13 protein-coding genes are annotated in these 13,376 nt (G+C 53.1%); 2 read left to right on the forward strand and 11 right to left on the reverse strand.

Features of this window, described 5'->3' with window-relative positions; translation table 11 throughout:
- Positions 1–5: 5 nt before the first annotated feature.
- The 8 genes from tatC to udp form a co-directional block, all read right to left on the reverse strand.
- The gene (gene tatC / locus HV041_RS19775; RefSeq protein ID WP_048214092.1) at positions 6–797 is read right to left on the reverse strand and encodes a Sec-independent protein translocase subunit TatC; all 792 of its coding nucleotides are present in this window, start codon (positions 795–797) and stop codon (positions 6–8) included.
- Between the two features lie 2 nt (positions 798–799).
- A complete protein-coding gene (gene tatB, locus HV041_RS19780) occupies positions 800–1,348 on the reverse strand; it encodes a Sec-independent protein translocase protein TatB (protein ID WP_121585259.1) in 549 nt (182 codons plus the stop codon).
- 3 nt (positions 1,349–1,351) lie between these two features.
- A complete protein-coding gene (tatA, locus tag HV041_RS19785; RefSeq protein WP_003017888.1) occupies positions 1,352–1,606 on the reverse strand; it encodes a Sec-independent protein translocase subunit TatA in 255 nt (84 codons plus the stop codon).
- A gap of 78 nt (positions 1,607–1,684) precedes the next feature.
- Positions 1,685–3,325 (reverse strand): ubiquinone biosynthesis regulatory protein kinase UbiB, encoded by a 1,641-nt coding sequence (gene ubiB, locus HV041_RS19790; RefSeq protein ID WP_116361205.1) that lies wholly within the window; start codon positions 3,323–3,325, stop codon positions 1,685–1,687.
- Positions 3,322–3,927 carry a ubiquinone biosynthesis protein UbiJ gene (ubiJ, locus tag HV041_RS19795; RefSeq protein WP_048214089.1) on the reverse strand — a complete coding sequence of 202 codons (606 nt, stop codon included), beginning with the start codon at positions 3,925–3,927 and terminating at the stop codon, positions 3,322–3,324. Before ubiJ ends, ubiB begins: the two co-directional genes overlap by 4 nt.
- A gap of 13 nt (positions 3,928–3,940) precedes the next feature.
- Positions 3,941–4,696 (reverse strand): bifunctional demethylmenaquinone methyltransferase/2-methoxy-6-polyprenyl-1,4-benzoquinol methylase UbiE, encoded by a 756-nt coding sequence (gene ubiE, locus HV041_RS19800; RefSeq protein WP_003017897.1) that lies wholly within the window; start codon positions 4,694–4,696, stop codon positions 3,941–3,943.
- Positions 4,697–4,790: 94 nt separating this feature from the next.
- Positions 4,791–6,221 carry a DNA recombination protein RmuC gene (rmuC, locus tag HV041_RS19805; RefSeq protein ID WP_061066928.1) on the reverse strand — a complete coding sequence of 477 codons (1,431 nt, stop codon included), beginning with the start codon at positions 6,219–6,221 and terminating at the stop codon, positions 4,791–4,793.
- Between the two features lie 140 nt (positions 6,222–6,361).
- On the reverse strand, positions 6,362–7,123 hold the full coding sequence (gene udp / locus HV041_RS19810) for a uridine phosphorylase (RefSeq protein WP_003017903.1): 762 nt from the start codon (positions 7,121–7,123) through the stop codon (positions 6,362–6,364).
- Positions 7,124–7,388: 265 nt separating this feature from the next.
- Between udp and HV041_RS19815 the strand changes: the two genes are divergently transcribed.
- A complete protein-coding gene (locus HV041_RS19815; protein ID WP_048214087.1) occupies positions 7,389–8,195 on the forward strand; it encodes a dienelactone hydrolase family protein in 807 nt (268 codons plus the stop codon).
- A 54-nt stretch (positions 8,196–8,249) separates the two neighbouring features.
- Here the strand turns inward: HV041_RS19815 and metE are convergent, their stop codons facing one another.
- On the reverse strand, positions 8,250–10,511 hold the full coding sequence (metE, locus tag HV041_RS19820) for a 5-methyltetrahydropteroyltriglutamate--homocysteine S-methyltransferase (protein ID WP_048214086.1): 2,262 nt from the start codon (positions 10,509–10,511) through the stop codon (positions 8,250–8,252).
- A gap of 235 nt (positions 10,512–10,746) precedes the next feature.
- Between metE and metR the strand changes: the two genes are divergently transcribed.
- A complete protein-coding gene (gene metR, locus HV041_RS19825; RefSeq protein WP_040230083.1) occupies positions 10,747–11,700 on the forward strand; it encodes an HTH-type transcriptional regulator MetR in 954 nt (317 codons plus the stop codon).
- On the opposite strand, the gene HV041_RS19830 is transcribed toward metR, so the two are convergent.
- On the reverse strand, positions 11,588–12,487 hold the full coding sequence (locus HV041_RS19830) for a carboxylate/amino acid/amine transporter (RefSeq protein ID WP_003017909.1): 900 nt from the start codon (positions 12,485–12,487) through the stop codon (positions 11,588–11,590). The genes metR and HV041_RS19830 overlap by 113 nt on opposite strands.
- A 75-nt stretch (positions 12,488–12,562) precedes the next feature.
- Positions 12,563–13,363 (reverse strand): sugar/pyridoxal phosphate phosphatase YigL, encoded by an 801-nt coding sequence (gene yigL / locus HV041_RS19835; protein WP_048214085.1) that lies wholly within the window; start codon positions 13,361–13,363, stop codon positions 12,563–12,565.
- Between the last annotated feature and the right edge of the window lie 13 nt (positions 13,364–13,376).

Raw genomic sequence — 13,376 nt, forward strand, 5'->3', positions numbered from 1 at the left:
TGAATTTACTCTTCGGTTTTCTCGGTGGCTTCAGCTTCTTTCGCATTCTCAGCCTCGTTGTCTTCGTCTCGCGTACGTCGCTTGCCGACATAAAAACGAGAGAAGAAAACACCCACTTCGAACAGGCAGTACATCGGTATCGCCAACAGCGTTTGCGAGAAGACGTCTGGTGGAGTCAGTAACATCCCCACGACAAATGCCCCGACCACTACATAAGGACGTTTCTTACGTAGGTCCTCAGGTGTCGTAATGCCCATCCAGCACAACAATACAATGGCGACAGGAACCTCAAAAGAGACACCAAACGCCATAAACAACGCCATGACAAAGCTGAGATAACTGGCAATGTCTGTCGAAACCTGCACGCCTTGCGGAGCTGTGTTGGCAAGGAAGCCAAACGCCAACGGGAAGACGACAAAATAGGCGAATGCCATCCCGATATAGAACAACAGCGAACTTGAGACCAGCAGCGGCACGACAAGGCGACGTTCATGCTTATACAAAGCAGGCGCAATAAATGCCCATACCTGGTACAGGATCACTGGTGCCGACAGGATCAGCGACACCATAAAGGTTAGCTTTATCGGGGTAAAGAACGGTGAAGCCACATCGGTGGCGATCATCGTTGCACCCTGAGGCATCTGCTTAATCAGCGGTGCCGCAACCATATGGTAAATGTCGTTGGCAAAATAAACCAACGCCAGAAAGATCACCATAACCGCAATAATGCAGTTCAGGAGTCGCTTACGCAGCTCAATAAGATGCGTGATGAGCGGTTGAGTATCTTCTACAGACATGTTTACGGTTTATCACTCGACGAGGGTGAGGATTCGACAGCAGGTGCAGCAGGTTTCTTTTCCACGTCCATCGACGTAACGGAAACAGTGTCCTTCAACTCCGGCGTGTCAGCACCCGTGGATTCCGGTTTTTGCTCCGGCGAACTGGCCTGTGCTTCAGCAGTAGCAGGGGTAACCCCCTCGTGCTGCGCTTCACTTCCTTTCACCACAGGGTTATGGATAGTGTGCGCTTCATCGCTCGCTTTCTCAGGATCGTGCACGCTGTAAGAACGCTTCATCGACTCAGCCGCTTCACGCAGCTCATCCATCGATGCTTTCAGCTCCGGCGTCAAATTTGTCAGGCTCGCTTTCTCTACTTTCTTCAGGCTGTCCTGAAACTCCTGAAGCTTAAGCTCCTGGGTCAGTTCATTCTGCACAGTAGTTGCAAGAGAGCGCAGCGCACGGACCCAGCCCGCGACCGTTTTTACTGCCACTGGCAATCGTTGTGGCCCCAGTACGATGAGGCCGATAACGAACACCAATAACAGTTCGCTAAAACCGATATCAAACACGGATTATACCTGCTCTTTATCTTGGCTTTTGGCGTCTTCTTTCTTCACTTCACCCTGCTTATCGGTGATGGATTTAGCGGTAAAATCAGCGTCCTGGCTGGTTTTATCCTGCTTAGGTTCATCATCACCCATCGCTTTCTTGAAGCCTTTAATAGACGCGCCAAGGTCGGAACCGATGGAGCCGAGTTTCTTGGTGCCAAATAGCAGTACAACGATGACGGCAATGATCAACAACTGCCAAATACTGATACCACCCATACATGTTCCTCTGTCATAGATGATGAATTAATAAGGCCGTAGTATACGTTACACGACCTGCCTTGGGCGATGAAAAAATCAGCGCATTTTGCGCCAGCCGATCAGCCAGGCGATAACACCACCCGCGATTAACCAGCCCGGCATAAGCCCCCACTCAGGGCGGCTTACCAGCAGGAATGTCCCACTTAACAGCAACGTTGCGCCAATACCCAATAAATAACGGGATTGTCCCTGACGTACGTGATTCGCATGAAGCTCGCGCGCAATCTTATCAACACTGTGCTGTAAATATTTGCCCTGGCGCAAACTGTCATACACCAGTTCAGGTATTTCTGGCATTTTTTCGACCCAGAACGGTGCTTTTTCTTTAAATGCCCTGACAAGCGCCGGAATACCGACCTGATCTTTAATCCAGGATTCAAGGAAAGGTTTGGCCGTTTTCCACAGATCCAACTGAGGATAGAGCTGTCGGCCAACACCCTCAACGTACAACAGCGTCTTCTGTAACAGCACCAGTTGAGGCTGGACTTCCATATTAAATCGACGTGCCGTATTGAACAGATTCAACAGCACGTGACCAAAGGAGATCTCTGCTAGCGGCTTTTCGAAGATCGGCTCACACACGGTACGAATGGCGAATTCGAACTCTTCAACGTTGGTATCCGGTGGAACCCAGCCAGAATCCACGTGCAGTTCAGCAACTTTGCGGTAATCGCGGTTAAAGAACGCAATGAAGTTTTCAGCCAGGTAACGCTTATCTTCTTTGTTTAAAGAGCCCACAATCCCACAATCAATACCAATGTATTTCGGGTTTTCAGGGTGCTCATAACTGACAAAAATGTTCCCAGGGTGCATATCCGCATGGAAAAAGCTGTCGCGGAATACCTGAGTAAAGAAGACCTGAACACCACGCTCGGCCAACAGTTTCATATTGGTGCCGTTCTTCTCAAGCGTGGTGACATCTGAAACCGGGATACCGTAAATGCGCTCCATCACCATCATGTTCTGACTGCAATAGTCGGAATACACTTCCGGGATGTACAGCATTGGGCTGTCTTCAAAATTACGCCGCAGTTGAATGGCGTTCGCCGATTCGCGCAGCAGATTTAGCTCATCAATCAACGTTTTTTCATATTCACGGACGACTTCTGTTGGTCGCAGGCGACGCCCATCTGGCAGCAGACGAGGAACCCAACGAGCCAGGCGGTAGATCAGTTTTAAATCCGCTTTGATGACCGGCAGTATGTCCGGGCGAATAACTTTGATCACCACCTCTTTGCCATTCGACTTCAGTCGCGCGGTATGAACCTGAGCAATAGACGCAGATGCCAGTGGTGTTATCTCAAAATCATCAAACCACGCTTCAACAGGTAGCCCACCCATTGCTTCTTCAATTTGTTCTTTTGCCCGTTGTCCATCGAATGGAGCAACCCGATCCTGCAACAGGGCCAACTGATCGGCGATGTGCGGCGGAAACAGATCTCGACGGGTGGAGAGCATTTGACCAAATTTGATCCATACCGGCCCCAATTCCTGCAAAGCCAGTCTCAGCCTTTCACCCAGCGGCTTATCTTTATGTCGGTTTGGCATCCAAAACAATGTGTAACGCCACAGACGGAGCGGCAGCGTAATACGCATTTTAGGGATGAGTTCATCAAGACCGTAGCTTAAAAAAGTGCGAATGATGAAATAAAGGCGCCGTACTTCTCCTGGCGTCATTTGGCCTCCAGTTTTTCCAGCCGTCTGGCCAGAGATTCGACCGCGCGCTCAACCGCTGCCGTTTCTTCCGCAAACCATGCAACTTCAAGCAGGCCAGGGGCCATACGCCACTCTTCGGTGATCGCTTCAGCAACATAACGTTGCTGACGTTGAATGCCATGACGCAGGAACTTCGCGCCACCGCGCAGGACTTTGCTAACACCTTCCGCGACGATATCGCCGGTATAGGGTGCTAACAGTTCTGCAGGATCCAACTCCGCCAGATCGGCCAGCGCAACAAAGTTCTGCACCACCTGAATATCGCCCTGCACTTCCAGTTCGCCGCTGCGAATAAGCGTGGTGAGTTGCTGTCTGTCACGCAATTTCGGTAACACACTGGCATATGTGATTACGGTGCAATCGGCTTCGCCTTCCCATGCCCCCAGCACATCGACCTGGCGCTCACTAAACACCAGGACTAACGACGTCGAAAATCCTTTCAGGTCAAAACGCAGCACCTTACTCTGCAAACGCGTTCGGGCCGATTTCAGCGCAGGAGAACGGTACAGAAAGGTGTTGAGCAGATTTTCAACGCCTGCGGTCACTAAGGGTTTTAAAGGCATCCCCAATCTCCTGTCAGAACTTGTAGCCACGATGCAGCGCAACGACACCTGCCGTCAGGTTGTAGTAATCAACGCTTTCGAACCCGGCATCTTGCATCATTGCTTTTAAGGTGTCCTGATCGGGATGCATGCGGATGGATTCCGCCAGATAGCGATAACTGTCTGCATCGCTTGCTACCATGGAGCCAATGCGCGGTAGAACGTGGAAAGAGTATGCGTCGTAGGCTTTGCTCAGCGGTTCGATAATCGGCTTGGAGAACTCCAGCACCAGTAGACGTCCGCCCGGCTTCAACACGCGATACATGGAGCGTAATGCTTTGTCTTTATCCGTAACGTTGCGCAGACCGAAAGAGATGGTGATGCAGTCAAACGTGTTGTCAGGGAAAGGTAGTGCTTCCGCATTCGCCTGAACGTACTCAACGTTACCCACCACACCAATATTGCGCAGCTTTTCGCGACCCATTTTGAGCATTGAGTCATTGATATCCGCCAGCACAACTTTGCCGGTTTCGCCTACCATGCGAGAGAATTTCGCCGTCAGATCGCCGGTACCGCCAGCCAAATCGAGAACGGTTTGTCCGCGACGCACGCCACTGCAGTCAATGGTGAAGCGCTTCCACAAACGATGAATGCCGAATGACATTAAGTCATTCATAACGTCATATTTAGAGGCCACAGAATGAAAAACGTGGGCCACCATGTCAGCTTTCTGCTCTTTAGCGACGGTCTGAAAGCCAAAGTGCGTCGTTTCTTGTGAATTATCCACCATCTCAGTGCCTGCTCATTCAAAAAATGTTCGAGAAGTGTAACAGATTGGGCCAATTTGCCCTACCCTTCTGCCGGGTTCAACTACCCCAAATGGACTAGCTTGATTGCTGATTTACCGTTTCATCATCGGGGTAAGGCTCATCTTGTTGCGTCTCAGGGACCGAGCGCAAACGGTACTCTTCATCCTGGGTAGTGGCTTGTTCAGCCAGCTCAGGATTAATCTCACGCTTAATTTCCACGCCTAAGCCACGGAAGGCTTCCGCCTGCGATAAGACATTTCCACGGCCTGAAGAGAGTTTTTTCATCGCCTGTCGGTAGTTATCCTGGGCTTTGTCCAGGCTTTGACCAATTGCCGACATATCATCCACAAACAGGCGCATCTTGTCATAAAGTTTACTGGCCCGATCGGCAATTTGTTGCGCGTTGCGGCTCTGATGCTCGTAGCGCCACAGATTGGCAATCGTACGCAATGCCACCAACAGCGTCGTGGGACTGACCAGCATAATGTTATTTCTAAGCGCTTCGGTAATCAGTTCGGGCTGCCTGTCGAGCGCCAGTAAAAAAGCAGGCTCAACGGGGATAAACATCAGCACATAGTCAAGCGTACGTAACCCAGGAAGCTGCTGATAGTCTTTGCGACCCAGCAGACGAATGTGGTTTCGCACGGAGGCGATGTGCTCCTGCAACGCACTCTCACGGGTGAATTCATCTTCAGCGTTAAAATAGCGTTCATAGGCAACCAGCGTCATTTTCGCGTCGATCACCACATCTTTGCCCTGTGGTAACCGGACAATAACGTCCGGTTGCATCCGCGAGCGCACATCATTCTCGATGCTAACCTGGGTTTCGTATTCATAGCCTTCGCGCAGACCGGAAGCCTCAAGCACCCGCGTGAGTACGACCTCTCCCCAGTTTCCCTGCGTTTTGTTATCGCCTTTTAATGCCCGCGTCAGGTTTACCGCTTCCTGTGCCATCTGCGCGTTCAGTTGCTGGAGATTACGAATTTCGTGCGCCAGAGTATGACGTTCCTGTGCCTCTTTACCGAAGCTGTCCTGAACCTGGCGGCGAAAACCGTCCAGTTGTTCGCGAAGCGGTGCCAGCAGGCTGTTCAGGCTTTGGCGATTTTGCTCATCTACGCGGCGATTGCTGTGCTCGAATATACGGTTCGCCAGATTCTCAAACTGTTCGCTCAGGCGCTGTTCGCTGTTGATCATCTGGCGAATTTTATCTTCCGCATGCTGCTGCGTCGCTTCCAGCCGGGTAGTGACTTCACGGAGATCGGCCTCCAGTGAGGTATTGATACTGTGCAGGCTGCGGAGTTCGTTATTCAGCAGTTCGCACTCATCACGCCAGTGGGCTTCCTGTGAGAGTTGTTGCCGGGCGGCGCTTAGCGCGATATCCAGTTCTCGTCGTTCTTCGATGAGATCGGCACGGATCCTGTCGGCGTGCGCTTTTGTCGCCAGCCAACCCACCAGCAGCCCTGCAGCTAATGCCAGCACGGCACTCATCAAAATTGGAATATCCACAACACCCCCTTACAGCAACGACTTACCCGCACAAAATAGAATTGTGCTGTATAAACGTCCAGTTTAAAAGGAATTTCCTGCGAGGTACTACGCAAAATAAAAAGGCCGAACACGTCGGCCTTTTTGAATAGACGGGAGAATTACAGTAAACGACGTGCGGCTTCTACCACGATTTTCACCGCGTGGCTTTCCGTTTGTTTCATCGTTTCCGCATTAGGGATCTCTTGCTGAGTACGGTTCACGATAACACCCGCGACCATACCAGCACGCAGACCCTGGCTTGCACACATGGTCAGCAGCGTGGCAGATTCCATTTCGTAGTTCATAACGCCCATAGACTGCCACTCTTCCATTGAGCCTTTGAAACGGCTCACGACGCGACCAGAGAAGGTGTCGTAACGCTCCTGGCCCGGGTAAAAGGTATCAGAAGACGCGGTAACGCCAACGTGGGTAGTAGCGCCGATAGATTTCGCCGCTTCCACCAGCGCGGTGGTGCACTCGAAGTCTGCAACAGCCGGGAACTCCATTGGCGCGAAGTGCAGGCTTGCGCCGTCCAGACGGACAGACGCCGTGGTGACCAGTACGTCACCCACGTTGATATGCGGCTGGATAGCGCCAGTCGTACCGATACGCAGGAAGGTACGAATGCCCAGCTGTGCCAGTTCTTCTACGGCGATAGAGGTTGACGGGCCGCCGATACCGGTAGAGCAAACGATCACGGCTTTACCATCCAGCTCAGCACGCCAGGTAGTGAACTCGCGATGAGATGCCAGCTTAACCGGCTTATCCATCAGCGCGGCGATCTTTTCCACACGCTCCGGGTCGCCAGGGACGATAGCAAGCGTAGCCCCTTGTAAATCGCTCTTAGTGAGGCCGAGATGAAAAACATCAGACTTAGACATAAAAACTCCTCTGTGAATCGGTTTTGTCAGAAGAAGCAAAAACACACTTTACCGAAGGCATAAACATATTTTCGTGACAGTCATCACTGTGAAGGAAATCAATTGCATTGATTTACCATGAAATAGTGATTCACATCACATTAATGGCGCAATGTAAGGAAGCCTTGCACAAAAGATAGCCCGTTTAAGGCAATGTGGTTCGTTGCATGTGTCTATAGTTAACAATGCGCTTTTTGGCTGAATATTTAAGGGTACGGAGAATACCATGACAACACGACAATCTGGCTTTGCACCTGCTGTATCTCCACCGACGTCTACCACGGTTCACACTCCGGATAACGCGATTATCGCCGGTGTAACGTCCATACCTTCACAAGGCGATGATATGCCTGCGTATTACGCACGGCCGCAACAGACCGATGGTCCGCTGCCCGTCATCATTGTCGTGCAGGAGATTTTTGGTATTCATGAGCACATTCGTGATGTTTGCCGTCGACTGGCGCTGGAAGGATATCTGGCTATCGCACCCGAACTCTATTTTCGCGAAGGCGATCCCAATGACTTTGCCGATATCCCGACGCTTCTAAGCGGCCTCGTCGCCAAAGTGCCTGACTCTCAGGTACTGGCCGATTTGGATCACGTCGCCAGTTGGGCTTCCCGCAACGGGGGAGATGCGCACCAACTGATGATCACCGGATTTTGCTGGGGCGGGCGCATTACCTGGCTGTATGCCGCACACAATCCACAGCTAAAAGCGGCGGTGGCGTGGTACGGCAAACTGGTGGGCGATAAAACGCTGAACTCCCCCAAACACCCTGTCGATATTGCCACCGATCTGAACGCTCCCGTTTTGGGACTGTATGGCGGCCAGGATACCAGTATTCCACAAGATACCGTTGAAACAATGCGTCAGGCGCTGCGTGCCGCCAATGCGAAAGCGGAAATCGTGGTCTATCCCGATGCCGGGCATGCGTTTAACGCCGATTATCGCCCGAGCTATCACGAAGAGTCCGCGAAAGACGGCTGGCAGAGAATGCTGGAGTGGTTCGCGCAATACGGTGGGAAGAAATAATTCCCGCCAGGCAAACCAATAAACAAAACGGAGGCATCAGCCTCCGTTTTGTTTTTACGCCTGACGCAGATTCTGTGCCGCTTTAACCATGTTTGCCAGCGCGGCGCGGGTTTCCGGCCAACCGCGCGTTTTCAGACCGCAGTCCGGGTTCACCCACAGACGTTCAGCCGGAATACGCTGCTCGGCTTTCTTCAGCAGAGCTTCAATCCACTCCACGCTCGGGACGTTCGGCGAGTGAATGTCGTAGACGCCCGGCCCGATTTCGTTCGGATAGTCGAACTCTTCGAACGACTCCAGTAACTCCATGTCGGAACGCGAGGTTTCAATAGTGATCACGTCCGCGTCCAGCGCCGCAATGGAGTCCATGATGTCGTTGAACTCGCAGTAACACATGTGGGTGTGGATCTGGGTTTCATCCTTCGCCACTGCCGCGTTAATGCGGAAGGCTTCCACGCCCCACTCCAGATACGCCGCCCAGTCGCTGCGACGCAGCGGTAAACCTTCACGCAGTGCCGGCTCATCAATCTGGATGATGCCGATCCCCGCCGCTTCCAGATCCGCAACTTCATCACGCAGCGCCAGCGCAATCTGCTTCGCGATGGTTTCACGCGTCACGTCTTCACGTGGGAATGACCAGCAAAGAATGGTCACCGGACCGGTCAGCATACCTTTTACCGGTTTGTCGGTCAGCGACTGGGCATACTTCGCCCACTCCACGGTGATCGCTTCCGGGCGGCTGACGTCGCCAATGACTACCGGTGGCTTCACGCAACGGGAGCCATAGCTCTGCACCCAACCGTTCTGGGTAAAGACGAACCCGTCCAGATGCTCACCAAAGTATTCCACCATGTCGTTACGTTCGGCTTCACCGTGTACCAGCACGTCGAGACCCAGACGCTCCTGTTCAGCGATCGCCTGTTTAATATGTTCCGCAATTCCGGTGCGATAGTTACCAGCATCCAGGTTGCCCTTTTTGAAGTCCAGACGCAGACCGCGAATTTCGGTGGTTTGCGGGAATGAGCCGATAGTCGTGGTCGGCCATGCCGGCAGATTAAAGCGGTCACGCTGCGCCTCGGCACGAACCGGATAGGCGTTGGCGCGCTGGCTGTCCTGAGCGGTGATCGCCGCCAGGCGTTTTTCCACTGCGGCGTTATGGACACGGGTAGAGTGACGACGAGCCTGAATCGGTGCGCTCCACTCGACAATTGCCGCCGTATCACCGCTGTTCAACGCATCACGCAACAGCGCCAGCTCGCCGCATTTTTGCAGGGCGAAGGCAAACCAGCTCTTCACCTCTGCATCAAGGCGGGTTTCCACGCTGAGATCGATGGGGCTATGCAGCAGGGAGCAGGAAGAAGCCACCCACAGGTCACGTTTCCCGACGATATCTTTAATTTGCGCGTATTTTTCGCTGAGGTCGGCGCGCCAGACGTTACGACCATTGACCAGACCCGCTGACAGCAGCCAGTCGGCAGGCAGACGTTTGTGCAGCTCGGCGACATCATCTTTACCGTGCACGAAGTCAACGTGCAGCCCCTGCACCGGCAGCGCGGTAATGGTATCCAGGTTTGGCGTTACGCCTTCGAAGTAGGTGGTCAGTAGCAGCTTCACCTGGCCCTGCAGGGCGTCATAAGCCGGTTTAAAGGCATCCAGCCATGCTTGCGGCAGCTCCAGCACCAGAGCAGGTTCATCAATCTGCACCCACTCAATACCCCGTTTTGCCAGCTCAGCCAGCACCTGCTGGTAAACCGGCAGAATGTCGTTCAACAAGCTCAGGCGGTCAAACTGTTCGCCTTTCACTTTCCCCAGCCACAGGTAAGTTACCGGCCCCAGCAGCACAGGTTTCACCTTGTGCCCGAGTGCCAGCGCTTCGTCTACTTCGTCCAGCAGTTGCGTCCAGGTCAGTTTGAACTGCTGACCCTTGGTGAATTCCGGCACCATGTAGTGATAGTTGGTGTTAAACCATTTGGTCATTTCTGCTGCCGCCGCTGGCTCACCGGTCGGTGCGCGGCCACGGCCAATGCGGAATAAGGTATCGATATCGACCGAGCCGTCTTTATTCTGATGACGGGCCGGAACGTTGCCGAGCAGCAGGCTGGTAGTCAGCACGTGATCGTACCAGGCAAAATCACCTACTGGCAGCAGGTCAACGCCCGCCTGCTTCTGCTGATCCCAGTGGCGAGCACGCAGCTCGCGGCCAACGGTCAGCAAATCTTCACGGGAAGAATTTCCCGCCCAGTAACTTTCTTGCGCTTTCTTCAACTCGCGACGCAGGCCAACGCGAGGGAAACCGAGGGTGTGATTCAATATTGTCATTTTTCTTCCTCTAATTATATGTAAATCCTATGGATTTTGAATTTAGGGAAGGCGGCAAGTTTACTCATCCCCAGGAGCTTACTGAAGTAAGTGACTGGGGTGGGGAAACGAAGCCAACGCACCATAAATTTAAAAGACGAAGGATTTTAGCCGTCCAGATGTTTACACATCCATAATTGGCGGTTACTGTATATTCCTCAAGCGCAATTTGTTCATGCCGAAGTGAAGGACTTTCATGATCGAGATTAAACACCTGAAAACGCTCCAGGCGTTGCGGAATAGTGGTTCGCTGGCAGCCGCCGCGGCGACGTTGCATCAGACCCAATCCGCTCTTTCTCACCAGTTCAGCGATCTGGAGCAGCGCCTTGGCTTTCGACTCTTTGTCCGTAAAAGCCAGCCTCTGCGCTTTACGCCGCAGGGAGAAATCCTGCTGCAGTTAGCCAATCAGGTGTTGCCGCAAATTGGTCGTGCGCTGCAGGCCTGCAACGAACCACAGCAAACCCGGCTGCGAATCGCGATTGAATGCCACAGCTGTATCCAGTGGCTGACGCCCGCGCTGGAGAATTTTCGTGCCAACTGGCCGCAGGTGGAGATGGACTTTAAATCCGGCGTGACGTTCGATCCGCAACCGGCGCTACAGCAGGATGAGCTGGATCTGGTGTTAACCTCCGACATTCTGCCGCGCAGCGGACTGCACTATTCGCCGATGTTCGATTTTGAAGTCCGCCTGGTACTGGCGCCGGATCACCCGTTAGCCAGCAAAACGCAAATCACGCCGGAAGATTTAGCCAGCGAGACGCTGCTTATTTACCCGGTGCAACGGAGTCGACTGGATGTCTGGCGACATTTCCTGCAGCCCGCAGGCGTTAGCCCGTCGCTGAAGAGCGTGGATAATACCCTGCTGCTGATTCAGATGGTTGCAGCCAGAATGGGCATCGCGGCGTTACCGCATTGGGTGGTGGAGAGTTTTGAACGCCAGGGCCTGGTAGTGACCAAAACCCTGGGCGATGGATTGTGGAGCCGACTGTACGCCGCCGTGCGTGATGGCGAGCAGCGCCAGCCGGTAACAGAAGCGTTTATTCGCTCAGCGCGGAATCACGCCTGCGATCATCTGCCGTTTGTGCGGAGTGCGGAACGACCCACTTTCGATGTACCCACAGTGAGGCCACTATCACAGCCGCGCCAATGATGAAGCTTGGCCAGTGAGGCTGTTGATGCCAGATGGCCAGGTTGACCAACAGCCCGGCCGGCACATGCATATTGTTCATGATGCCCAACGTACCGGCATCCACCTGGGTCGCACCGTAGTTCCACATAAAGTAACCAATGCCGGATGCCGCCACGCCAAGAAAGACCAGAATTCCCCACTGTAGCGTGGTTGCAGGCATTTTCTGCGCATTGCCCAGCATGAACCAGGCGACGACCGCCACCATAAAGGCGCCCATGTAAAACCAGGCAAAAGCGTTGTGCTGTGGCATTGGGCGGGTTTCCATCAGACGCTTGTATCCCACCATACCGATGGCAAAACTAATGTTGGAAAGCTGCACCAACAGCAGGCCGGTCCAGAAGTGGCTGGTTACCTGATCGTAACGAATAATCCCCGCGCCAATCACCGCCAGTAACGCACTGAAAGCGTAGCTCCAACGCAAACGGCGCCCGCTCATCAGGTCATAAATCAGCGTGATGTAGAGCGGCGTCAGCACGGTGAAAAGCAACAGCTCTGAAACCGTCAGATACAGGTAGGCGTGAAAACTCAGCATATACATAATGCCAAGCTGCATGGCCCCCACCAGCATATACAGCGCGATCGTTTTTACGCTGTGCCCGCGGGTGCGTAAAAAAGGCAGGAACACCAGCGCCGCAAGTCCAACGCGCACCAGCACTGCAAAATAGCTATCGACATGACCGGCAAGGTATTCGCCAAACAGGCTGAAGGAAAAGGCCCACAAAATAGTGGTAATGATGAGTAGCGCCACAATGGATGCCTCTTAGAACAGGGAACATCCATTGTAGCGGAGAGTTTAGTTGACAACTGGTCAACTAAAGAACAATCACTTTAAAAAGAGATCGCGCAGATAGTGCGGCACGGCATCGTCGGCGTTGAGTCCGATGACTTCCAGCTCCGGATGCAGATCCTTCAGGCGCTGGTGGGCATTACCCATGATGCAGCCTTTGCCCGCCATAGAGAGCATTTCCGCATCGTTCATCCCATCGCCAAAAGCGATACAGTCTTTCAGGCTGTAGCCCATCGCTTTCGCTACCGCTTCCAGCGCATGACCTTTCGACACGCCGCCCGCCATGACTTCCAGACAGGTAAGCGTAGAGAAGCTGACATTGACGCGATCGCCCCAGCGAGCGTTAATCGCCTGTTCCAGCGGCAGCAACCTTTCGTGAGAATCGGTGGTGAAAAACACTTTGCTGACGCCATCCGGCTCCAGCAGCGCAGGTTCAAACAGTGAATAATTGAATACCGCCTCTTTAAAGAAACGCATTTCTTCCGGGCGGTGGCGGTTCATGAACCACTCATCATCGCGGTAAACATTCGTCACGATATCCGGGTTGGCGTTCACTACACCAAACAGGTCGCTGGCAATGTCGCGATCCAGGTTATGCGAAAACACCAGATTCCCGTCAGAATCATGCACCCGCGCGCCGTTGGAGGTGATCATGTAGGTTTTAATGCCGAGGTTATCGCGAATTTGCCCCACATCAACATGATGACGACCGGTGGCAAACACGAAGTGAACACCGCGAGCCGTCAGTAGTTTTAGCGTCTCTTTGGCATAAGGGGACAAAGTATGGTCGGGAGAAAGCAGCGTACCGTCTAAATCAGACGCAACAACCTGATACATAAGAAAATTAAAC

The organism is Citrobacter sp. RHBSTW-00029, from assembly GCF_014104295.1.
GTDB lineage: Bacteria > Pseudomonadota > Gammaproteobacteria > Enterobacterales > Enterobacteriaceae > Citrobacter > Citrobacter youngae.

Coding starts and splice junctions, on each gene's coding strand:
- tatC (WP_048214092.1), bottom strand. CDS start 797: ATGTCTGTAGAAGATACTCAACCGCTCATCACGCATCTTATTGAGCTG.
- tatA (WP_003017888.1), bottom strand. CDS start 1,606: ATGGGTGGTATCAGTATTTGGCAGTTGTTGATCATTGCCGTCATCGTT.
- ubiB (WP_116361205.1), bottom strand. CDS start 3,325: ATGACGCCAGGAGAAGTACGGCGCCTTTATTTCATCATTCGCACTTTT.
- ubiJ (WP_048214089.1), bottom strand. CDS start 3,927: ATGCCTTTAAAACCCTTAGTGACCGCAGGCGTTGAAAATCTGCTCAAC.
- ubiE (WP_003017897.1), bottom strand. CDS start 4,696: ATGGTGGATAATTCACAAGAAACGACGCACTTTGGCTTTCAGACCGTC.
- udp (WP_003017903.1), bottom strand. CDS start 7,123: ATGTCTAAGTCTGATGTTTTTCATCTCGGCCTCACTAAGAGCGATTTA.
- HV041_RS19815 (WP_048214087.1), top strand. CDS start 7,389: ATGACAACACGACAATCTGGCTTTGCACCTGCTGTATCTCCACCGACG.
- metE (WP_048214086.1), bottom strand. CDS start 10,511: ATGACAATATTGAATCACACCCTCGGTTTCCCTCGCGTTGGCCTGCGT.
- metR (WP_040230083.1), top strand. CDS start 10,747: ATGATCGAGATTAAACACCTGAAAACGCTCCAGGCGTTGCGGAATAGT.
- yigL (WP_048214085.1), bottom strand. CDS start 13,363: ATGTATCAGGTTGTTGCGTCTGATTTAGACGGTACGCTGCTTTCTCCC.